Source organism: Cellvibrio sp. BR (assembly GCF_000263355.1).
GTDB lineage: Bacteria > Pseudomonadota > Gammaproteobacteria > Pseudomonadales > Cellvibrionaceae > Cellvibrio.
In genome coordinates, this window is sequence record NZ_JH668201.1 from 49,607 (window position 1) to 71,546 (window position 21,940).

At 49.0% G+C, this 21,940-nt stretch carries 16 protein-coding genes, 2 tRNA genes and 1 riboswitch; of the genes, 12 read left to right on the top strand and 6 right to left on the bottom strand.

The genetic code is table 11. The features are described 5' to 3' along the window. The first annotated feature begins 31 nt into the window (after positions 1 to 31). The 6 genes from uvrC (at position 32) to O59_RS05475 (ending at position 5,351) form a co-directional block, all read left to right on the top strand. A complete protein-coding gene (gene uvrC / locus O59_RS05450; protein ID WP_007640376.1) occupies positions 32 to 1,870 on the top strand; it encodes an excinuclease ABC subunit UvrC in 1,839 nt (612 codons plus the stop codon). A gap of 103 nt (positions 1,871 to 1,973) precedes the next feature. After that, positions 1,974 to 2,528, top strand: a complete 555-nt coding sequence (gene pgsA, locus O59_RS05455; protein ID WP_007640377.1) for a CDP-diacylglycerol--glycerol-3-phosphate 3-phosphatidyltransferase — start codon at positions 1,974 to 1,976, stop codon at positions 2,526 to 2,528. Between the two features lie 116 nt (positions 2,529 to 2,644). Further along, positions 2,645 to 2,718 (top strand) — tRNA-Cys (locus O59_RS05460). Between the two features lie 33 nt (positions 2,719 to 2,751). Further along, a tRNA-Leu gene (locus tag O59_RS05465) sits at positions 2,752 to 2,838 on the top strand. 192 nt (positions 2,839 to 3,030) lie between these two features. Further along, positions 3,031 to 3,930 (top strand): AEC family transporter, encoded by a 900-nt coding sequence (locus tag O59_RS05470; protein ID WP_007640380.1) that lies wholly within the window; start codon positions 3,031 to 3,033, stop codon positions 3,928 to 3,930. Between the two features lie 122 nt (positions 3,931 to 4,052). Next, entirely contained in the window at positions 4,053 to 5,351 is a 1,299-nt protein-coding gene (locus O59_RS05475; RefSeq protein ID WP_007640382.1) for an HD-GYP domain-containing protein, read from the top strand. A 55-nt stretch (positions 5,352 to 5,406) separates the two neighbouring features. Here the strand turns inward: O59_RS05475 and O59_RS05480 are convergent, their stop codons facing one another. The 4 genes from O59_RS05480 to xseA form a co-directional block, all read right to left on the bottom strand. Continuing rightward, positions 5,407 to 6,210, bottom strand: a complete 804-nt coding sequence (locus tag O59_RS05480; RefSeq protein ID WP_040391580.1) for a thiazole synthase — start codon at positions 6,208 to 6,210, stop codon at positions 5,407 to 5,409. A 1-nt stretch (position 6,211) separates the two neighbouring features. Continuing rightward, complete coding sequence (gene thiS, locus O59_RS05485) at positions 6,212 to 6,418, bottom strand: sulfur carrier protein ThiS (RefSeq protein ID WP_007640393.1); 207 nt, start codon at positions 6,416 to 6,418, stop codon at positions 6,212 to 6,214. Between the two features lie 13 nt (positions 6,419 to 6,431). Next, the gene (locus tag O59_RS05490) at positions 6,432 to 7,589 is read right to left on the bottom strand and encodes an FAD-dependent oxidoreductase (RefSeq protein WP_007640395.1); all 1,158 of its coding nucleotides are present in this window, start codon (positions 7,587 to 7,589) and stop codon (positions 6,432 to 6,434) included. Positions 7,590 to 7,627: 38 nt separating this feature from the next. Further along, a riboswitch (TPP riboswitch) is annotated at positions 7,628 to 7,755 on the bottom strand. Positions 7,756 to 7,800: 45 nt separating this feature from the next. Continuing rightward, positions 7,801 to 9,156, bottom strand: a complete 1,356-nt coding sequence (xseA, locus tag O59_RS05495; protein ID WP_007640396.1) for an exodeoxyribonuclease VII large subunit — start codon at positions 9,154 to 9,156, stop codon at positions 7,801 to 7,803. A gap of 157 nt (positions 9,157 to 9,313) precedes the next feature. Between xseA and guaB the strand changes: the two genes are divergently transcribed. From guaB to O59_RS05510, 3 genes are all read left to right on the top strand, one after another. Beyond that, positions 9,314 to 10,789 (top strand): IMP dehydrogenase, encoded by a 1,476-nt coding sequence (gene guaB / locus O59_RS05500; protein ID WP_007640397.1) that lies wholly within the window; start codon positions 9,314 to 9,316, stop codon positions 10,787 to 10,789. A 105-nt stretch (positions 10,790 to 10,894) separates the two neighbouring features. Then, the gene (gene guaA / locus O59_RS05505) at positions 10,895 to 12,472 is read left to right on the top strand and encodes a glutamine-hydrolyzing GMP synthase (RefSeq protein WP_007640399.1); all 1,578 of its coding nucleotides are present in this window, start codon (positions 10,895 to 10,897) and stop codon (positions 12,470 to 12,472) included. A gap of 67 nt (positions 12,473 to 12,539) precedes the next feature. Further along, on the top strand, positions 12,540 to 14,162 hold the full coding sequence (locus O59_RS05510; RefSeq protein ID WP_007640401.1) for a succinylglutamate desuccinylase/aspartoacylase family protein: 1,623 nt from the start codon (positions 12,540 to 12,542) through the stop codon (positions 14,160 to 14,162). Positions 14,163 to 14,251: 89 nt separating this feature from the next. On the opposite strand, the gene O59_RS05515 is transcribed toward O59_RS05510, so the two are convergent. Continuing rightward, entirely contained in the window at positions 14,252 to 14,716 is a 465-nt protein-coding gene (locus tag O59_RS05515; protein WP_007640403.1) for an EVE domain-containing protein, read from the bottom strand. A 40-nt stretch (positions 14,717 to 14,756) separates the two neighbouring features. After that, complete coding sequence (locus tag O59_RS05520; protein WP_007640405.1) at positions 14,757 to 16,751, bottom strand: VacB/RNase II family 3'-5' exoribonuclease; 1,995 nt, start codon at positions 16,749 to 16,751, stop codon at positions 14,757 to 14,759. A gap of 213 nt (positions 16,752 to 16,964) precedes the next feature. Between O59_RS05520 and O59_RS05525 the strand changes: the two genes are divergently transcribed. The 3 genes from O59_RS05525 (at position 16,965) to O59_RS05535 (ending at position 21,929) form a co-directional block, all read left to right on the top strand. Beyond that, positions 16,965 to 18,719 (top strand): potassium/proton antiporter, encoded by a 1,755-nt coding sequence (locus O59_RS05525; protein WP_040391582.1) that lies wholly within the window; start codon positions 16,965 to 16,967, stop codon positions 18,717 to 18,719. Next, entirely contained in the window at positions 18,716 to 20,170 is a 1,455-nt protein-coding gene (locus O59_RS05530; protein ID WP_007640408.1) for an NAD-dependent succinate-semialdehyde dehydrogenase, read from the top strand. Before O59_RS05525 ends, O59_RS05530 begins: the two co-directional genes overlap by 4 nt. 121 nt (positions 20,171 to 20,291) lie before the next feature. Further along, the gene (locus O59_RS05535) at positions 20,292 to 21,929 is read left to right on the top strand and encodes a methyl-accepting chemotaxis protein (protein ID WP_007640410.1); all 1,638 of its coding nucleotides are present in this window, start codon (positions 20,292 to 20,294) and stop codon (positions 21,927 to 21,929) included. Positions 21,930 to 21,940: the final 11 nt, after the last annotated feature.

The following is a 21,940-nucleotide window of genomic DNA, read 5'->3' on the forward strand; positions in this document are numbered from 1 at the left end:
GTGGCAGTTAGTTTTGGCAGATAGTATTTCTATGACGCAAGAGCGTGCCGATCTTTTTGATCACTCCCGTTTTTTAGCCAACACCACCCAGCAACCGGGCATTTATCAAATGTTTGGCGTTGATGGCAGTATTCTTTATGTTGGTAAAGCCAAAAACCTCAAATTGCGCCTTGCCAGTTATTTCCGCAAAACGGGTTTAACACCAAAAACCCAGGCGCTGGTTTCGCGTATCGCGCGTATCGAGGTCACGGTTACGGCCAGTGAGACGGAGGCGCTGATCCTTGAGCAGAATCTCATCAAGTCAAATCGTCCGCCATATAATATTTTGCTGCGGGACGATAAATCCTACCCGTATATTTTTATTTCCAGTGGTGAGGATTATCCGCGTATTTCTTTTCATCGCGGTGCAAAGAAAAAGCGCGGCGATTATTACGGCCCTTTTCCCAACGTGGGAGCAGTTAAAGACAGTCTGAACTTTTTGCAAAAAACATTTCGTTCGCGCCAGTGTGAAGACAGTGTATTCAAAAATCGCACACGCCCCTGTTTGCAATATCAAATCAAGCGCTGCACTGCGCCCTGCGTGGATTATATTTCGCCCGAGGATTATCAAAAAGATCTGCACCACACCCGGCTTTTTTTAACGGGAAATAGCGATAAATTGCTCAGTGAACTTGCGGATCAAATGGACTTGGCGTCGCAGCAACTGCAGTTTGAAAAGGCGGCAGATTATCGCGATCAAATTACTGCTCTGCGTACCGTGCAATCGCAACAAGTGATTGAAGAGGGCAATGGCGACATCGACATAATCGCGGCAGAAATGCGCGCCGCTGCAATTTGTGTCCACATATTGTTTGTGCGGCAAGGGCGAATATTAGGTAGTCGCAGCTTTTATCCTGCTTCCACTCTCGCAGAAACACCTGCAGAAATTCTTGCTGAATTTATTCCCCAGTTTTATCTGGCCAGTAGCGGGCGTGACATTCCACGCGAAGTGATTGTGAGTCAGCCGCTGGAAGATGTGGAAGTAATTAGCGCTGCGCTGCAGCAAGCAGCGGGGCGTCAGGTATTTATCAATCACCAAGTGCGCAGTCATCGCACCCAGTGGCTGCAAATGGCAGCAACCGCAGCGCAGCAAAACCTTATCGCGCATATCAATAATAAAAAGAGCTCGCTGGATCGTTTTGTCGCTTTGCAGGAGGCGTTAGGATTAGAGGAAACCCCGCAGCGGATGGAGTGTTTCGATATCAGCCATAGCAGCGGTGAACTAACCGTAGCCAGCTGTGTGGTATTTGATACCAATGGTCCACTCAAATCGGATTACCGCCGATTTAATATCGATGGCATAACCCCCGGCGATGACTATGCCGCAATGGAGCAGGCGCTAACTCGCCGTTACACACGCCTGCAAAATGGTGAGGGTAAGCTGCCCGATATCTTGCTGATTGATGGTGGCAAAGGGCAGCTGGGTAAAGCGATTGAAGTGCTCGGTGAATTGGGTGTGCAGGGTGTACAGCTAATTGGCGTAGCCAAAGGGACAACACGTAAGGCGGGTTTTGAAACTTTGTTTGATGGTGAAACGGGCGATGAGATTGTCTTGCCGGGCGATTCACCGGCATTGCATTTGATTCAGCACATCCGCGATGAATCCCACCGTTTTGCCATTACCGGCCACAAACAGCGGCGCGATAAAAAACGTAAAACATCAACCTTGGAGGATATTCCCGGAATAGGCGCTACTCGGCGTCGTGATTTGTTGCGTCATTTTGGTGGGTTACATGAAATCAAAAATGCAAGTATCAGTGATCTTGCGCGGGTAAGCGGCATCAGCCAGAAGTTGGCTGAGGAGATTCATGCGTTTTTTCATAATGACTAACCCTGCGGTGCTGTCACAAAAGCGTCACGGGATGTGAAAACCATGGTGCTGGTGTATCATCTGCACCGATTTTACGACATCTAGCGCCACCTGAGACCTCTCTATGAATCTTGCCAACCAATTGACCTTACTGCGGATATTTATGATTCCGCTATTCGTTGTTGTCTTTTATCTCCCCTTTGGTTGGGCGCATATTGTCACCGCAATTATTTTTAGCGTGGCGGCGATTACTGACTGGGCCGATGGTTATGTCGCCCGCAAATACAATCAAAGCACACCTTTCGGCGCTTTTCTTGACCCGGTTGCTGACAAGTTAATGGTAGCTATTGCGTTATTATTGCTTGTCACCCTTCATCATGATTCAGCCTGGTTTGTAGTTGCAGCGGCCGTAATTGTTGGTCGTGAGATTGTTATTTCAGCGCTGCGCGAGTGGATGGCGGCGGTAGGGCAGCGCGCAAGTGTGGCGGTATCCAGTATCGGAAAAATAAAAACTACCCTGCAAATGACAGCAATTATCGTATTGCTCATGAATGTACCCGTATTAATTCCCTTGGGGTTTGTTGCCTTGGCGGGCGCGGCTGCACTGACCCTTTGGTCAATGATTTTATATCTGCGTGCTGCCTGGCCATTTTTGTTGCCATCATCAGGCGAAAAATAACGGCTTTTTAAACGACTTGACCAGCATTTGAACAATCCGTAAAAAACCTTATAGCAGCTTCTATAAAAGACTAGGATTTTTAAAATGAGTCCGCTAGAATTGCGGCCTCTCGAAATGGCGCGATAGCAAAGCGGTTATGCGTCGGATTGCAAATCCGTTGAGCCCGGTTCGACTCCGGGTCGCGCCTCCATTTTTCTTTTACTTACCGAAGTAAAAGCACTCTGCCCGAGTGGTGAAATCGGTAGACACAACAGATTTAAAATCTGTCGATCTTTTGGTCGTGCCGGTTCAAGTCCGGCCTCGGGCACCATATGTAATTCCCAACATTTTAGAACGACTGACAAACCCGCCCTGAAATACAAAGCAGAGCGGGTTTTTTTATGATTTTCTATTTGCACTACGCCAGAGCTTTCGGTGTAGTGTCTACACTAAGGGGGCACAAATCCAAGGGCGGTTTGTTCTCTGGTTTCCTCGCTATTTTTAGTTTTTGTAAGTGTCATTTATGTCCAATATTGCGCTAGTAGTTATTTGTTTGGTTATTGGGTTGTTATTTCAGCGCAGCAAGCGGTTGCCGGAAAATAGTTCGGCTTCACTTAATTTATACGTCATTTATGTAGCTTTGCCGGCATTGGTTCTGCTTGAAATTCCCAAGCTTTCGTTTAGTCATCAGGCAGTTATTACCGTAGTTGCTGCCTGGTTGATTATGCTATTTGCAGCAGTGCTTACCTGGGTGACTGCGCGCATGTTGTCTTGGTCACGCGAGGTGACGGGGGCAATGTTGCTGCTCGTTACATTGGGGAATACGGGCTTCGTAGGTATCCCGCTGATTGAAGCGCATTTGGGGGTAAACGCCTTACCCTATGCCATTCTCTATGATCAGTTAGGCACATTTATCGCACTTAATACAGTAGGTGTTGGGCTCGCGTGCTATTACTCAGCAGGTCACGGGTCGGTACTTGGCATTGTGCGCAACATCTTGTTATTTCCACCATTTATTACCCTGATAATCGCTTTCATGGTGGCTATGTTTGGTAGCTATCCGGCGTGGTTGGAGGCGGTGCTTGCGCGAATTTCGTCTACACTGGTTCCAGTAGTGATGGTGGCTGTGGGGCTGCAGTGGCGATTTGCGTTAGAGCGCGAGCATTTATCACCGCTATTATTGGGATTGTTCTACATATTAATTGTGACGCCGGCTTTTGCGTGGGGCGGGCTATGGTTGTTTGATGTGCGCGGTTTGGCCGCTGATGTGATTTTGCTGGAGGCGGCAATGCCCGCGATGATTTCTGCTGGTGTGCTGGCTGCCACTCATAATTTAGCGCCTCGGTTGGCTGCCTCGATGGTGGGTTATAGCCTGTTGCTGGGCTTATTGACGGTATGGGGCTGGCGTTTATTGCTTGGCTAGGATTTTCCAGGCTGCAGGTGTTGCGTTGATTGGTGGGAAAATAAAAAACATGGATGAGGCTTGTCGCGCGTTTTTATAGTGTCGGCGGGGTTAATCAATTGCTTGAATGGAGTCCATCATAATTGGATCCTTATCTTCATTATCTGGTTAAATTATCGGCAGCTAATCCGGCAGTGGTGGCTGACGATATTTACACTGTAAATGGTGAGTTATTGCTTGCGCGGTCAGCGCCGCTTGATGAAAAAACCTGCCTCGCCCTCCAGGGTAAAACTCTCGCTCGCCCGCTCGCCAATTCTATTGAATTAAAGACAGTTATCACCTCAAGCGATTTGCTGCAGCATTTGTTGGGCACGATTCGTTCAACCGAATATTTTCAAGCTCTAGCAGAGCAGAAGCATCCTCTGAGTTCTCTTGAGCCTGTATGTGCCAAGTTGGCGGATCTACCGTTATTGCAGCAGTATTTGACGGTGATGGCAGCGCAAATGAATGATTTATATCAACGCACACTCTGCGTGAGCCTCTGGGCACTTTACATCGCGCAGGAGATGCGCTTGCCTGCGGCGGAGTCTGGTGAAATATTTTGGGCGGCAATTGCCCATGATATTGGTATGTTGCACATCGATCCGCAAATCCTTCATAAATCCGAAAAATTAACCGCTGAAGATTGGCTGCATATACAAAGCCATGTGGAAATTGCGCGTAGTATTTTGATGGATGTTCCCGGTTTATCTGCTGAGATAGTTGCTGCGGTCAGTGAGCATCACGAGCGCTGTGATGGCACGGGTTACCCTTTGGCTAAAGTGGAGAGCGAACTTTCCATTGCTGGGCAAATTCTTGCCGTTGCCGATTCAATTGTGGGTATTTATTTTAATCGCTTTAAGGCGCAGGGGCGGCGTTGGCGTGAGGTGATTCCTATTCTGGAGATGAATCGCGCCGCTTATTTGTATCGCAGTTGCGACATTGTGACTACCATGATTCTTCGCAGCGAATTGCCGCTGCCCAATGTAGTGCATGGTAGTGGTGTTCCTGAATTTGCTGAGCGGATGTTGCAACAAAATTTGCAGCTACAGAATTGGTTTACGCAATTGCGCGATTGTTTGACCTCGGTGGGCTATACCCACGGTGACCGAAAGCTACATGCATTGCAAAACGTTATTTTTCATATTGCTACCACCTTTAAAGGTAGCATGTTGTTCAAAGAAGATTTGCGTGAGTCCCTTGAATCCATGGCGGGTAAAGAGGGTAATAGCATCACTCAAGTAGTTGCGGATGCCTCGCTTAGGCAAGAGGAAATGAAATTTCATTTGCAGCGCTTGAGTCGAATGGTGCAAATGTACATCTCATCGGGTGATGCAAAAGACCCAAAAATTTTACGCAAAATAGAAGAGGGTTTTGCAAATATCAGCGGCCGTATTAAGTAAACAAATAGTTCATCACAATACGCCGCCAGTTTCCTGATATTAACGCCCGTTAAAATTACTGTTGATGCCAAAAGGGTTGGCCAATGGTTGGGGTACTCGGGCTGGCCGTTTGGCGTTTTTGCATCAAGCCTGCTTTAAATGCTTTGCGGCCTGCATCGATTGCATCGGCAAAGGCTTCGGCCATCAGTGGCGGGTTGTGCGCCTTGGCCACTGCCGTATTTAATAAAATCCCATCAAACCCCATTTCCATTGCTTCGGCGGCCTGCGAGGGCGCGCCCAGTCCCGCATCAATAATCATCGGTACGTCTTTAATGCGCTCGCGCAGGGTGCGTAAATTGTAGCGATTTAACAAGCCCTGGCCGGTGCCAATGGGTGAGCCCCAGGGCATCAATACTTCGCAGCCCACATCCAATAGTCGTTTACATAAAATTAAATCATCGGTGCAATAGGGCAGTACTTTAAAACCTTTTTTAATCAAAATATCCGCAGCTTCCAGTAACCCAAAGGGATCGGGTTGCAGGTTGTAATCGTCGCCGACTACTTCCAGTTTGATCCAATCGGTATTAAAAATTTCGCGCGACATTTCAGCCAGCGTCACGGCTTCTTTTACCGATTTACAACCGGCAGTATTGGGCAGCAAACGGCAGCCGCTTTCCTGAATATAGTGCCAAATTGCATCGCCATCGCGATTGGCCGGGTTTTGCCTGCGCAAGCCGAGCGTCACAATTTCACTGCGCGATTGAATAACCGATTCGCGCATTAATTGGGGCGATGCATAAAGGGCGGTGCCCAATAAAAAACGACTGGAAAATGTTTCGCCGTAGAGCGTGAAATCTTTTTCAGGTTTGTTGTAGCTCATATCAACCTCCACCAACCGGTTTGACGATATCGATTTGATCGCCATTCAATAATTCGCGCTCAGGGTAAGTCGAGCGAGGTACAAATTCGCCATTAATCGCCACGGCGATTTTAGTGTCGCCATAACCCCATTGTTGTAGGGCAACGCTGAGCAGCACCTTGTCTGCCAGCGTTTTGATTTCGTTGTTTACACTCAGTTCAATGGTCATAAGCTCGTGCTTTTTAGTGGTGATTTAACAGTGCAGAAAAAATCGGCTCCGGTTTTTTAAAAATATGCGCTAGCACATTTTCAACCACGGCCGGTGCGAGTAAATACCCATGGCGAAATAATCCATTAGCGCTGATCAGGCCATCCTGAATATTTACTTTCGGTAAGTTGTCCATAAACGCCGGGCGCAAATTGGTGTCCATTTCGATAATACGCGCCTCGGCAAAGGCGGGTGATAAGGTGTAAAGCGCGCTGCTTAGTTCAAGGCTGGATTGCAGTGTAACCGGTGAGCGATCCTCACTTTCAATTTGTGTTGCGCCGATAATAAAACGATTGCCTGGTTTCGGCACCACATAAAGTTGATAGCGAGGGTGCATTAAACGCACCGGGCGTTGCAGGCGAATCTCACTGGTCTCTACATGCAGGGTCTCACCGCGTACGCCGCGCAATTGTCGCATTTGGGGTTTGGCGCCCAGCCCGCGGCAGTCAATGACTAAATCAAACTCTTCTGCAGTGCCGTTGGCGATGACTTTTCCCGCTGCGACATCGACAGCGGTGTGTTCTCGCACTTTAATCGCGCTATTAATAATGTTATCGCCCAATAGCCGTAGAAATTCACGATTGTGCAGGTGACCTTCTTCTTGCAGAAATAGTCCTTGCTGAAAATTCGGGCTTAAATCCGGCTCTAACGCCTGAATTTGTGTTTGGGTTATTTGTTGATAACTGTTGCAAGCGGGAATGACAAAATGTAATTCGCGGGCGAATTGTTCCAGCTCGCTGGCGTCTTGCGGATGTGCCACGACCAAGCTGCCGTTGCTAAAAAAGAGCGGGTCTGTTGTGGTGCTATCAGTATTGAGTTGATTGGTCCAGCGCGGCCAATGGGTGAGCGCAAATTGGCCCATACGGTAAACGCCTTCATCCGACACCACGGCTTCGCTCAGCGGTGCAACCATGCCTGCCGCCGTAAACGCGGCGGCGCGTTTGCTCTGGGGTTCGCTGGGCGTAAAACTACCGGCTTCAAACAGGGTGACATCAAGCCTGGCTTTGTTTAATTGCCAGGCGAGTAAACGCCCGAGCAAACCGGCACCCGCTATGGCAATAGTTTGTGGGGTGGATGAATGGTGTGCGCTGAGGTTGGCCGCGGATTGTTTGGTCGAAGATTGTGTGGTCATAGTGCCTCTGAGTCGAGGCGGAGAGCGGGCAATAGCCGTGGCTGATGCACCTTGTTCCCTCCGCAGGTATTAGCCTGTTCAGGTTCTACGGATTGGGCCGAACCCATCTCAGCCTTCGTATGGCTCACTCATTAAGTGAGGCACCAAGGCGCTCCGACAAGAAGGTGGCCAATATACTGGCCACGAATTTAGTTCGCAATCTATACGCAGTTTATTTACGGATGGATTGCACGCGACAAATTAATTCGCCGTGCGCAAGGCGGGCACTGATTTCACTGCCGGGAATGACTTGATCGCTGTCGCTAATGACTTTGCGGGTTTGGGTGTCAGTCACCAGCGCATAGCCGCGCTCAAGGGTGCTGAGTGGGCTGAGCGTGTTGAGCATACGCACTGATTCGCCCAAGGCTTGTTTTTTGCGATCAATCAACCGGTGTTGCGCCGTATGCAGCCGTGTTTGGGCGTTTTTAATGCGCTCGGATAATTGTGCGAGTCTGATTTGCGGGTGATGCGCTTGCTGGCGTAGTCGTAGTTGTATCAGCTGGTTTTTGTAGTTCGCCAGTAGCTTATGGATGTGATTTTTGAGGCGCAACTCCAGGTTGTCCAGCCGCTGCGCCTGCTGTTCCAAGCGTTCACGCGGGTGGCGCAAACGCTGACGCAGGTTGTGCAAATGCTTTTGCCATTGCTGCAAGCGGCGCAGCATCGCCTCCTCGAGCAGCACTTCAAAACCGATAAATTTATCCAGCCAATCATCGCCATCGGGCACTAACAGTTCTGCCGCTGCGGATGGTGTGGGTGCACGCAGGTCGGCGACAAAATCGGCGATAGTGAAATCCACTTCGTGGCCGACGCCGCAAACAATAGGCAGTTTGCTGTTGAAAATCGCACGCGCGACACTCTCTTCGTTAAATGACCAAAGATCCTCCATCGAGCCACCACCACGGGTTAGCAGTAGTACATCAAACAAGCCGCAGCGATTGGCTAGATCTATGGCTTTTACGATTTGCGGTGCGGATTCTTTGCCCTGTACCGCAACGGGAATCACGGTGACGGGAATGCCGGGAAAGCGGCGTTCAAGTACGCTGAGAACATCGCGAATTGCGGCGCCTGTCGGCGAAGTGATAACCCCAATGTGTTTGGGCAGCGGAGGCAGGGCTTTTTTGTGTGCCTCGTTAAACAGTCCCTCTTGCGACAGCTTGTGTTTTAGTTCATCAAACGCGCGTTGAAGGGCGCCGCTACCGGCTTCTTCCATGTGTTCGGCAATGATTTGGTAGTCGCCGCGGCCTTCATAAAGGCTGACGCGGGCGCGCAGTAGTACATGTTGCCCCTGCTGTGGTTTAAAGCGCACCAGCATATTGCGGTTGCGGAACATGCAGCAGCGCACTTGGGCTTGCTCGTCTTTCAGGGTGAAATACCAGTGGCCCGAGGAGGGGGTAGATACATTGGAGAGCTCGCCCTCCACCCAGAGCAGCGGTAAGTGGGTTTCCAGCAGTTGACGTGCCTGTCGGTTAAGCTGGCTAACGCTGAAAATCTCGCGTTCAGTGGTTGTTGGGTGCAGGGTATTAGTCATAGGGCGTCATTCTAGGGGAAGGCTTGCGGCGGGTATAGTCTCGATCGTCGCCTTTAAGCTGCCTTACAACACTAGATATTGTGGTTTTTGGTTTACCGGCGGCGCCCAAGTCGCTATACTTCCGCGCTTATTTTTTATCTGCTTGAGGTTGGTTGCTATGTTGCGAATTGCTGAAGAAGCCCTCACCTTTGATGACGTATTATTGGTGCCAGGTTATTCGGATGTCACTCCGAAAGATGTCTCCCTGAAGACTCAGTTGACTCGCAAGATTCAATTAAATATTCCCCTCATCTCCGCCGCCATGGATACCGTGACTGAATCCCGCTTGGCGATTGCCATGGCGCAGGAAGGTGGCATTGGTATTATCCACAAGAACATGTCCATTGAAGCTCAAGCGGCTGAAGTGCGCGCGGTGAAGAAATTCGAAGCCGGTGTGGTGAAAGATCCTATCACTATCGATTCCGCTGCCACTATCCGCGACTTGATCGCGCTGACTCGCAAAAACAATATTTCCGGTGTTCCCGTGCTGCATAACGGCGATTTGGTGGGCATAGTCACCGGTCGCGACGTGCGTTTTGAAACCAATTTGGATGCCAGCGTATCCAGCATCATGACGCCCAAAGAGCAATTGGTTACCGTTAAAGAAGGCTTTACCGCCGAAGAAGTGCGCAACCTGTTGCACAAACATCGCATCGAAAAAGTATTGGTCGTTAACGATAACTTTGAGCTGACTGGCTTGATTACCGTTAAAGACATGAACAAAGCCGAAAAATACCCTACCGCTTGCAAAGACCCTGAAGGTCGTTTGCGTGTTGGTGCGAGTGTAGGCACCAGCCGCGATACCGACGAGCGTGTTGCAGCGCTCGTAGAAGCAGGTGTGGACGTACTGGTGGTAGATACCGCCCACGGCCATTCCAAAAATGTATTGGATCGCGTGCGTTCAATCAAAAGCAAATACCCGGAAGTGCAAGTGATTGGCGGTAATATCGCCACTGGCGCAGCGGCATTGGCGTTGGTTGAAGCGGGTGCGGATGCAGTGAAAGTGGGTATCGGCCCAGGTTCGATTTGTACTACCCGTATCGTAAGCGGTGTTGGTGTGCCGCAAATTTCGGCCATCGCCAATGTAGTTGCCGCACTTGAAGGGACTGGCGTACCTGCCATTGCCGATGGTGGTATTCGCTACTCCGGCGACATTGCCAAAGCCGTGGTTGCCGGTGCCCATGCAGTAATGATGGGCTCCATGTTTGCCGGTACTGAAGAGGCGCCGGGCGAAGTGGAGTTGTTCCAAGGCCGTACTTACAAAGCTTACCGTGGTATGGGCTCCTTGGGAGCTATGGCGCAAACCCAAGGCTCCAGTGACCGCTACTTCCAGGATGCCAGTGCAGGTGCAGAAAAGTTGGTTCCCGAAGGTATTGAGGGTCGTGTGGCATACAAAGGGCCTTTGGCGGCAATCGTGCACCAGTTGATGGGCGGTTTGCGCTCAGCGATGGGTTACACCGGTTGTGCTGACTTGGGTACTATGCGTACCAAGCCCGAATTTGTGCGGGTGACTGCTGCCGGTATGGGCGAGAGCCACGTACACGACGTTCAAATTACTAAAGAAGCGCCTAATTATCCGATTAGCGGTCGTTAATTTACCTCGCTTCAGTGCTATCGCAAAAACTCGGGTTATGCCCGAGTTTTTCATTTAAGCCGAATTCTTTTTTGTTGTTATTTTTCTTATTGAGCAGGAATCAATATGTCTCACGATATCCACGCACAGCGAATTCTTATCCTCGATTTTGGTTCGCAATACACCCAGTTGATTGCACGCCGTGTGCGTGAAATTGGTGTCTTCTCTGAAATTCGTGCTTGGGATATGAGCGAAGAAGAAATTCGCGCTTATAACCCCAAGGGTATTATTTTGGCGGGCAGCCCTGAATCCACCACTGAAGCCGGCTCGCCGCGCGCGCCAGAAGTGGTATTTAATTTAGGTGTACCGGTATTTGGTATTTGTTATGGCATGCAAACCATGGCCATGCAAATGGGTGGTTTGGTTGAAGGTTCCAATATCCGTGAATTTGGCTATGCGCAAATTAAAGTGAATGGTGAATCTTCACTGCTGAAGGATATCAAAGACCATGTTGATCACGACGGCAGTGCACTGCTTGATGTATGGATGAGTCACGGCGACAAAGTTACCAAGATGCCGGAAGGCTTCAGCTTGATGGCATCCACGCCATCCTGCCCGATCGCTGGTATGTACAACGAAGCGAAAAAATTCTACGGCGTGCAGTTCCATCCGGAAGTGACTCATACCTTGCAAGGCAAGCGCATATTTGAACATTTTGTATTGCAAGCTTGCGCCTGCGAACCGCTGTGGACTCCAGCCAATATCGTTGAAGATGCGCTGAAAAAAGTGCGCGAACAAGTTGGCAGCGACAAAGTATTACTTGGCCTTTCCGGCGGTGTGGATTCATCTGTCGTAGCAGCGTTATTGCACAAAGCCATTGGTTCGCAATTAACCTGCGTTTTTGTGGACAACGGTTTGCTGCGCAAAAACGAAGGCGACCAAGTGATGGATATGTTCGCCAAAAATATGGGCGTAACGGTTATCCGTGCGGATGCCCAAGATCAATTTTTAAATAAATTGAAAGGCGAAAATGACCCTGAGAAAAAACGCAAAATTATCGGTGGCACTTTTATTGATGTGTTTGATGCCGAAGCCACCAAACTAAAAGATGTGAAGTGGCTGGCGCAAGGCACGATTTATCCCGATGTGATTGAATCGGCTGCGGCTAAAACGGGTAAAGCGCACGTGATTAAATCGCACCACAATGTGGGCGGTTTACCGGACGATATGGCTTTTAAATTAGTTGAGCCCCTGCGCGAATTATTCAAAGACGAAGTGCGTGCAATTGGTTTGGAATTGGGTTTGCCCTACGACATGGTCTACCGTCATCCATTCCCCGGCCCGGGTTTGGGTGTGCGCATCCTCGGTGAAGTGAAAAAAGAATATGCCGATATCCTGCGTGAAGCGGATGCGATCTTTTTGGAAGAGTTGCACGCCTCTGGTTGGTATCACAAAACCTCACAGGCGTTTGCGGTTTTCTTGCCGGTAAAATCGGTGGGGGTGGTGGGTGATGGTCGTCGTTACGAGTGGGTAATTTCACTGCGTGCGGTGGAAACCGTCGATTTTATGACAGCGCGCTGGGCGCACTTGCCTTACGACTTGTTGGAAAAAGTTTCCGGTCGCATTATCAATGAGATCTCCGGTGTGTCACGCGTTTGTTACGATGTATCGAGCAAACCGCCCGCGACTATTGAATGGGAATAACGATTGAAGGAGTTTTAAATCGCACAGGGACGTGCCTGTTTTTTTATGAATGATGAGGCGCCCGGTTATGCCACAAACACTGAAAGTAAAGCCCCGACATTTTTCACTATTTTGTTGTTCGGTGTTGATGGTTGTTGCCGCAATTCCACTGCAACTTGGTGCGCAAACTCCCGAAACAGTTGTGGCAGAGATTAATCCAGCCATTGCCACGCAACAAACTGACACTACAGAAGCAACAGTTCAAACGACAGCAGTTGAGCCGAGTGTTGCGCCATCCGTTGAGATTTCCACTGCGGTTGCTGGGCCTGCCACTCTTGCGGTAAACGTCGCTGAAAAAAAACAATCTGCATCATCGGTTGCTGAAGTATCTTCACTAAGTGCTGTCTCTTCCGCGCAATCGTCTACTGCTCCTCAGCCGAGTTCTGCAAGTGCTGTTGTCTCGTCGGTTGCATCGGAGACTGCATCTTCAATTGCCGTTGCTACTGCAAGTGCTGCTATGGTTCCCACTTCCGATCTTGCCACTGCAAATAATGAGGGTTCAGCTGCAATTGACCCGGCTGCAGAGGTTATCAATGAAGCCACTGCAGAACCCTTGTCTCTTTCCAAATTTATTTTGGGGCGCGAAGTAAAACCCAATAGTTCGGTGCGTTTGACTTGGAATTCAGAAACCGCTGTGGGTGGTTTCAGTGAGGAAACACCGATTCTGGTAGTGAACGGCGCTACGCCCGGCAAAACACTTTGCCTAACCGGCGCTGTGCATGGCGATGAATTAAATGGAATCGAAATGATTCGCCGGGTGATTTACAGCATAGAGCCAGCTAATTTAACCGGCACGATTATTGGTGTGCCTGTAGCTAACATTATGGGCTTTCGCCGCAACTCCCGCTATTTACCAGATCGCCGCGACTGGAACCGCTATTTTCCTGGCAATACTCATGGCAGCTCCGCATCGCGTTTAGCGCATTCTTTTTTTAGCAACATTATTATGCATTGCGATGCATTGGTAGATATTCACACCGGCTCATTCCATCGTACTAATTTGCCCCAATTGCGCGCTGATCTGGGTGATGAAAATGTTGCAAAGTTGGCGCAAAGTTTTGGTGCTATTGCAGTATTAAATGGTCGCGGCAATCCGAATTCATTGCGTGCTGCTGCGGTGCGCGCTGGCATTCCTGCGGTGACGTTAGAGGCTGGCGAGCCGATGGCCATTCAAAGCCGGGTGGTCGATGAAGGTGTGGCGGCAATTAATACTCTGCTCGCTAAAATGGGGATGTATGGCAAGCAAAAACGCTGGACGCGTATTGCCCCAGTTTATTATCGCTCCGCGTGGGTGCGTGCTAATCAAAGTGGAATTTTATTCAGCAAGGCGACACTCGGTCAGCGTGTGCGTGAAGACGATGTTTTAGGCACAGTTACCGATCCAATCACCAACGCACGTACCACGATCAAATCGCCTTACAACGGTAGAATTATTGGTATGGCGCTGGATCAGGTTGTACTGCCTGGTTTTGCCGCCTATCACATTGGTATTCAAACACCTGAAGCCATTCTTATTGAAGAGAGCCAGCTGAACGATGGATTGCTTGAGGATGAAGAAGATGGCGATGATGCCGGGCCCGATCCCGTTGATGAAATGGATGAGCCGGAAACCGGTGTGAGCAAAGCTCAGGATCGTATGGCGGATGAATAAAATAATTGTGTAGGTTGGAAAAGCGCAGCGCCTTCCGACAGAATAGATTCGCAATAATGTCGGAAGTCGCTGCGCTCTTCCAACCTATGTTATTTTAATAATGTGTGAATAAATTTCCATTCGTCGGCTGTGACCGGTTGCGTCGACAGTCGGCTCTGTTTTACCAACACCATATTTTCCAATGCGGACTGCGCTTTGATTTCTGCCAGTGTGATTAAACGTGGAAATATTTTGGTAAGTTGAATATCAACCGAAACCCAGCGTGGATTTTCTGCCGTAGATTTTGGATCGTAATAATCGCTTTCGGGATTAAATTGGGTGGGATCAGGGTAGGCGGTTTTTACAACTTTTGCGGTGCCGACTATGCCGACGTTTTTACAGCTGCTGTGATAAATAAACACTTCATCATTCAGCGCCACCTGGTCGCGTAAAAAGTTACGCGCCTGGTAGTTGCGAATACCATCCCAGCGGCCGATTTTTTCGGGCGCAGCCGCAAGATGATCAATGCCGTAAATATGCGGCTCCGCTTTGAATAACCAATATTTTTTTGCCATGACCAGATCGCTCTTATCCGGTTTCCGTTCCTGTGATTTATTACAGCCAAGCGCTTAAGCGTGAGGCAGTTTCTTCGCTGATTAATTCCAGATTGATTTTACGTTTATCGATATCAACACTGTGGATTAACACGTTCACTTTGTCGTCCAAACGGTAAGTATTGCCTTCAATGGTTAGACTTAAACGACGTGAATCAAATTGCGCTTTAATCTCGCCATCTTTGGGTGCCAGTAGGGCGTAACCATCCAGGCCCCAGTCATCCAGTTTAATACCTATACCGAACGAATTTACCAGTGCAATACTTCCGCTGTGCACGCTACCGACATGTTGGTTGGCGTATTGGCAGCCGAGCCAGCTTTCTACATAGCGGCAGGCTTGGCGTCCGTTGTTTAATTGATTTTGCAATTGTTCGGCAAACTGTTTTTTATCGTTTAATTCCAACGCCGGCAAGCCGCGCAAAATACGTTTAATCGCCAGATGATTGAATAAGTCGTTGTAGCGGCGAATCGGTGAAGTAACCATCGCATAAGCGTTAAAGCCCAAACCAAAATGCCCTACCGGTTCAAAGGTGAGTGAGCCAGCTTGCAGCATGCGTTGTAATAATGAGTGCAGGCGATTATTGACGGGATTGTTGTCAGCGTTCAGGCGCAATTCGCGAAATAATGTGGTGAAATTTTCCAGTTGCGTTAAATCACCCGGTATCAGATCGGGGCGGTCTTCTTGAATTAATGAAAGTGCATCGTTGAGGCGTTCAGGGCGAAAACCCACATGGCTGGAAAAAATGCCGCAGCCAGGGTGCTGCAAAAATAATTCCCCGGCACAGATGTTGGTAACCAACATGGCCTCTTCGATCATGCGGTGCGCAATATTGCGCTCGCGTTTTTCAATGTGATCGATTTTTTTCACATCGTTCAAAATGAATGCGTAATCGGGGCGATCTTCCATCACCAACGCATTGAGTTGGCGATATTGTGCGCGTGCTTGTGCAAACGCTTTAAGTTCGACCAGCATGTCGTGAATATGTGCTGGTGCGCCAAGGGTAGATACTTCAGCGGTGAGCGCATCATAAACACCTTGATAGCTCAATTTGGATTGTGAGCGGATGAGTGCTTCAGCAAATTCAAATTGTGTAATGCTGCCATCCTGTGCAATTTGCATACGGCAAATCAATGCAGGGCGTTTTTGTTCCGGCACCAGTGAGTAGGTATCGTGTGACAGATCGACCGGCAACATAGTTACGGTTTGGCCAAGCAAATAATGGGTGCTGGCGCGCGCGCGCGCCGCTAATTCCAGTGGGCTGCCGAAATCAATGTGTTTGCTTGGGTCGGCAATTGCCGTAATCAATTCCCAACCGCTGTCCACAGTGGTGATATATATTGCATCATCCATATCGCGGGTGTTTTCAGAATCGATAGTGACAAAGGGCAGGTGGCTTAAGTCCAGCTCGCCATTGTCAAAGGTCAAGGGAGACCAATTAATGCCGCCCGCCTGACTTTGCGCGGGTGCTTGCCATTCAAACGGCATATGGAATTTTGCGATGGTATAACGGCTCTCTACCCCCGGTTCATCGAGGGTGCCAATCCGATTCAGTATATGTACCTGGGTTTTGCCTTCGCTGTTGAACGGGTGGCGCGCAATGGTGCAGTGAATTAAATCGCCAACTTTGTAGCCCTTGCGCTCTTGCGGGGGAATAAACAACCAGCGATTAAAGTTAGGCACGTCAGGTTCGACAAAATCGGTAGAACCCTTGTTGACATACTTGCCTACAAACTCACCCAGTCCCGGTTTGATCAGTTGAGTGAGTTTTGCTTCAAATTGGCCTTTGCTGTTGGTGTTGATCTCTGCTTCGACCCGATCATCGGGCAGCACGCGCATCATCTGCTCGGGGTCGATAAAAGCCTCGCGTCCATCGTCTAGAATTAAAAAACCAAAACGCTTGGTGGTAGTGCGAACAATCCCTTGGGCAACGTCTTTGGCGGCGACAATCGTGGACTTTAATTGCGAGAGTTGTTGAAGAGCATCTTTATTGAGCATGAAGGACAACTTAATCAGTGAAAGTAATGGCGCGAATTATAGCTGCATTTTGGGGGGAGGGTTGCGCAAATATGAGGCATTAATCCAGTGTAAAAAACATGGGTATATCACTGGCCAATGCGCTTTCTTTTGACAGTATCTGGCATCGTCAGGTTACAATCGGTTTCACTTAGTGCTTGTTTTTATTGAATTTCCTGGAAAAGGGCTTGTTATTTGGACGCCATATCTATCAACAACATCTTGCTTATTGGTGCACTGCTCGTTGCGGCGAGTATTCTGCTGAGTTCTATCTCGACACGGGTTGGTGTACCAATTCTGGTGATTTTTCTGGCGGTGGGTATGGTGGCCGGTGTTGATGGCCCCGGCGGTATTGTGTTCAACGATTATTCAGTCGCCTATCTCGTGAGTAACCTGGCGTTGGCCATTATTTTACTGGATGGCGGTATGCGCACTCGCGCGGCGACTTTCCGCGTTGCGCTATGGCCGGCATTGTCTTTAGCGACGGTTGGGGTGGTTATTACTGCGGGGCTGACCGGGTTGGCGGCGGCCTGGTTATTTGATTTGTCGCTGTTAGAAGGTTTGTTAATTGGAGCCATCGTTGGCTCTACCGATGCCGCTGTCGTGTTTAATTTGTTAAACGGCAAGGGTTTGAATGAGCGGGTTGGTTCAACACTGGAAATTGAATCCGGTAGCAATGACCCTATGGCGATGTTTCTAACGGTTACCTTGATTGCAATGCTGGCGGCGGGAGAAACCAGCTTTAGTTGGTCGGTTCTGGTTAATTTAGTGCAGCAATTTGGGTTGGGTATTGTGCTTGGTGTGGCTGGAGGGTGGCTGTTGTTACAGTTGATCAACCGGTTGTCGATTGCCGGTGGTTTGTATCCACTGTTAGCCGTAAGTGGCGGCATTATGCTTTATGCAATCTCCAGCGCCTTGGGTGGCAGCGGGATTCTCACTGTCTATGTCTGCGGCCTGTTGTTGGGAAATCGCCCCATTCGCAATCGCCATGGCATTTTGCATATGTTTGATGGCCTGGCCTGGCTTAGTCAAATAGGCATGTTCCTGGTGCTCGGTTTATTGCTTACCCCCAGCGATTTATTACCTATTGCAGTGCCTGCCTTGTTGTTATCGCTGTGGATGATTTTGTTTGCGCGGCCCCTGTCCATTTTGATTGGCCTCTTGCCATTTCGCGGTTTCCAGTGGCGTGAGCGCACGTTTATTTCCTGGGTTGGTTTGCGCGGTGCGGTGCCGGTTATTTTGGCGGTTTTCCCCTTGATGGCCGGTTTGCCCAACGCACAATTATTTTTTAACGTTGCCTTCTTTATCGTTTTAGTTTCACTGCTAGTACAGGGAACAACACTGGGTTTTGCTGCGCGTAAAGCAAGGGTGGTGGTGCCTTCGGTGCCGTCACCTATGTCGCGTGCGGGGCTGGAAATTCATGTAACGAGTCAGTGGGAGTTGTTCATCTATAAATTAGGTGCAGAGAAGTGGTGTATTGGTGCCGCGTTGCGCGAATTGCATATGCCGGATAACACCCGCATTGCGGCCTTATTTCGCGATCATGAATTACTTCACCCCACCGGCAGCACTCGCTTAATGGCTGGCGATGTATTGTGTGTCATTGGCCACGACTCTGATTTGCCTGCACTGGGTAAATTATTTAGCCAAGCGCCCAAGCGCAATTTGGATTTAACCTTTTTTGGCGATTTTATTATTCAGGGCGATGCGGAGTTGCGCGATTTAGCCATGCTTTATGCGTTGGACATGAAAGGTTATGAGCAGCACAAAACTTTGAGCGAGCTGATTACTTTTTTGGTGGGCGATAAATTAGTGGTTGGCGATAACGCTGAGTGGAGCGGCATGCTCTGGACAGTTGCGGAAGTGGAGGGCAATCAGGCGCGCAAGATAGGCGTAAAACCCGCCGCTAAAAAACGCCCTAAATCCCAGGACAATACGGATAACTCATGATTCCTTTAATGCATCCGGCGCTAGTGCGAACCCAGGCATTTATTAATGGTGATTGGTACTCTGCCGTATCGCAAAAAACATTTGCCGTGAATAATCCGGCAACCGGTGAGTTGATTGCGCAAGTAGCGGACTTGAGTTCATTGGATGCGCAACATGCCATCGAGTCTGCGGCAATTGCCCAGCCAGTGTGGGCGCAAAAAACGGCGAAAGAACGCAGTATTTTATTGCGCCGCTGGTTTGATCTGGTGATGGAAAATCAAGCTGATCTTGCACAGATTCTTACTGCCGAACAAGGCAAGCCCATAGCGGAGTCCATGGCGGAAATTGCGTATGGTGCAAGTTATATTGAGTGGTTTGCCGAGCAGGCCAAACGTATTAATGGCGATATCATCCCACCATCCAGAAGCAACCAACGTATTTCAGTACTCAAGCAGCCTGTTGGTGTAGTGGCAACAATTACACCGTGGAATTTCCCTCACGCGATGCTCGCACGCAAACTTGCACCGGCATTGGCGGCGGGTTGTACGGTAGTGGCAAAACCCGCTGCAGAAACGCCGCTTTCCGCTTTGGCACTCGCGCAACTCGCGCAACAAGCGGGTATTCCTGCGGGCGTTATCAATATAGTGACTAGTAGTAATGCACCCGCTATTGGAGCTGAATTTACCGGGCATCCAGCGGTACGAAAAATTTCTTTTACCGGTTCAACCGCCGTGGGAAAGTTACTCATTCAGCAGTGTGCTGCTGATGTAAAACGCATTACTCTTGAATTGGGGGGCAACGCACCGTTTATTGTATTTGATGATGCAGATCTCGACGCCGCTGTCGCTGGCGCTATGGTCGCTAAATTTCGTAACGCTGGGCAAACCTGCGTATGCGCCAATCGTTTTTATGTGCAGCGCTCTATTTATAATGTGTTTAGTGCAAAATTAAGCGCGGCTATGCAGGAACTGTGTGTCGGCAATGGTGTTAATGCACAGGTATCTGTTGGACCATTGATTTCTGCAGCCGCAATCCAAAAAGTGCAGCAGTTAGTGGATGATGCTATCGCCAAGGGCGCTGTTGTTTCCTGTCAAATTCCGGTGAATATCGAAAAGGGGTATTTTTATCCGCCCACACTGTTAACAAATGTTTCTGTGGATAGCGACTTGCTAGAGGCAGAAATTTTTGGGCCTGTCGCCGCCCTGATTCCTTTTGATACTGAAGCAGGCGTGATAGCGCAAGCTAATTGTAGCGTTTATGGTCTTGCCGCTTATTGTTACACCCGCGATTACCAGCGTATCCAACGTTTAACTGAACAATTACAGACAGGAATGCTCGGTATTAATACCGGATTGATCTCGAATGAAATGGCTCCTTTTGGTGGTATCAAGCAGTCGGGCTGGGGGCGTGAGGGGTCAATATACGGTCTGGATGATTATTTAAACATCAAATACATCAATGAGAGTTTTTGATATACATAGATTGTTTAACAATAAAAATAATAAAACGCCAAACTAAACGACAAATCGCTCAAGTGTTACTAAACTTTAATGGTCTCGCTCCAGAGAAGTTGAAAAACAAGAGAGGTTTATCATGTTTGCTTGGTATCAGGGGTTCAGTCTCCGCTGGAAGATCAGACTTCCTTTACTGCTGTTGGTGATTCTGGTGGTTTACATGGGGCTTTATTCCATGGATACCAGTAAAGCACTGGGCTCGAATGCGGCGACGATTGCCAAAGTAAATCTTCCCGAAATTGAATTGCTTATTCAGGCGGATCGCGACTTGTATCAAGCATTGGTCGCTGAGCGCGCACTCTTCCAGCTTGATACCTCGGCTGAGGAATTGATTGCAGAGCAAAGTGAAAATGCGCAACAGGCTTATGATCGTATCCACAAATCACTCGATTTATCCAATACGGCAACTTCTCAAGAGCGCGAGGAATTTACGCGGCGCTACAATCGCTGGAAACAATTAGCTGATGAAGTTATTCGTGGTGCACGGGCAAGCGATGAGGCTGGTCGACTCGCGGCGCAACAACAATCATATGGTGCAGCATCCGAAGCTTTTGAGCATGTGCGCACCTATATTGATGAGCTGCAAGAAAAGCGTTTAGCTCATGTAGATCAATTTACGCAGAAAATTGATCAGGACCAAGAAAGCTCAACTCAACATTTATTGATGTCAGTGGTGTTTGGCACCTTGGTGAGTTTAGCCGCGGCATTTTTTTTACCGATAGTTGTTGCTAATCAAGTGACTCAGATCAGTCATCGCATTCAAAATATTGCCGAGGGTGATGGCGATTTAACTATTCGTGTACCCGTGGACACTAATGACGAGCTGGGTCAATTGGCCTCTCACGTAAATCACTTTATGGAAAAACTGCAGCGCATTATTGCCAGTGTATTAGCCAATGCGAGTGAGGTTTCCAAAACCGCGGAATCGCTCCTTGAAGTGTCCAGCAATAGCCAGCGTGCGGCCGATGATCAGTGTCATGCAATTACCATGGTGGTCACGGCAGTGAATGAGTTGACCATGGCGATTCAAGAAGTTGCACGCAATACCGGCAATACTGCGCAAAATACCCGCGAGGCAACAGCCATTACTGACAGCGGTCAGAACCGAATTCGTATAGCAGTCGAACGTGTACAGCAGTTGGCTGTGCGGATCAATGAAACCGCTGATTTTATGTCGCATCTGGAAGGCGAAGCTAAAAATGTGACTTCGGTGATTGATGTTATTCGCGGCGTTGCCGAGCAGACTAACTTACTGGCATTAAACGCAGCGATTGAAGCGGCGCGTGCCGGTGAGCAAGGGCGTGGTTTTGCAGTAGTAGCGGATGAGGTGCGTACTCTGGCGAGTCGTACACAGCAATCCACTGCAGACATTCAAGGTATGTTGGGGCAATTGCAACAGGGTGTTCAACGCGCGGTAGAAGCTATGAGCAGTAGCTCTGCAATGACAGCAGAAGCGGCAACCTCCGCCAATGAGGCAGGACAATCCTTAATGGGAATTGGTACTGCAGTAAAAGAAATTGCAGATATGACACTGCAAATTGCCACTGCTGCGGAAGAGCAAAGCTCAGTAACTGCCGAGATAGATAAAAATCTGGTACAAATTAATTCGTTGGCAATGAATACGCTTGAGGGCGCATCCAAAACTGCAGAAGAGAGTCAGCGGTTAAACGAATTGTCGATTCAATTGCGTCAACTGTTGGGACAATTTCGGGTTTAACTGTTCACTGC

Coding starts and splice junctions, on each gene's coding strand:
- O59_RS05480 (WP_040391580.1), bottom strand. CDS start 6,210: ATGAGCTACAACAAACCTGAAAAAGATTTCACGCTCTACGGCGAAACA.
- O59_RS05510 (WP_007640401.1), top strand. CDS start 12,540: ATGCCACAAACACTGAAAGTAAAGCCCCGACATTTTTCACTATTTTGT.
- O59_RS05535 (WP_007640410.1), top strand. CDS start 20,292: ATGTTTGCTTGGTATCAGGGGTTCAGTCTCCGCTGGAAGATCAGACTT.
- thiS (WP_007640393.1), bottom strand. CDS start 6,418: ATGACCATTGAACTGAGTGTAAACAACGAAATCAAAACGCTGGCAGAC.
- O59_RS05520 (WP_007640405.1), bottom strand. CDS start 16,751: ATGCTCAATAAAGATGCTCTTCAACAACTCTCGCAATTAAAGTCCACG.
- pgsA (WP_007640377.1), top strand. CDS start 1,974: ATGAATCTTGCCAACCAATTGACCTTACTGCGGATATTTATGATTCCG.
- guaA (WP_007640399.1), top strand. CDS start 10,895: ATGTCTCACGATATCCACGCACAGCGAATTCTTATCCTCGATTTTGGT.
- uvrC (WP_007640376.1), top strand. CDS start 32: ATGACGCAAGAGCGTGCCGATCTTTTTGATCACTCCCGTTTTTTAGCC.
- O59_RS05515 (WP_007640403.1), bottom strand. CDS start 14,716: ATGGCAAAAAAATATTGGTTATTCAAAGCGGAGCCGCATATTTACGGC.
- O59_RS05470 (WP_007640380.1), top strand. CDS start 3,031: ATGTCCAATATTGCGCTAGTAGTTATTTGTTTGGTTATTGGGTTGTTA.
- O59_RS05490 (WP_007640395.1), bottom strand. CDS start 7,589: ATGACCACACAATCTTCGACCAAACAATCCGCGGCCAACCTCAGCGCA.
- xseA (WP_007640396.1), bottom strand. CDS start 9,156: ATGACTAATACCCTGCACCCAACAACCACTGAACGCGAGATTTTCAGC.
- guaB (WP_007640397.1), top strand. CDS start 9,314: ATGTTGCGAATTGCTGAAGAAGCCCTCACCTTTGATGACGTATTATTG.
- O59_RS05530 (WP_007640408.1), top strand. CDS start 18,716: ATGATTCCTTTAATGCATCCGGCGCTAGTGCGAACCCAGGCATTTATT.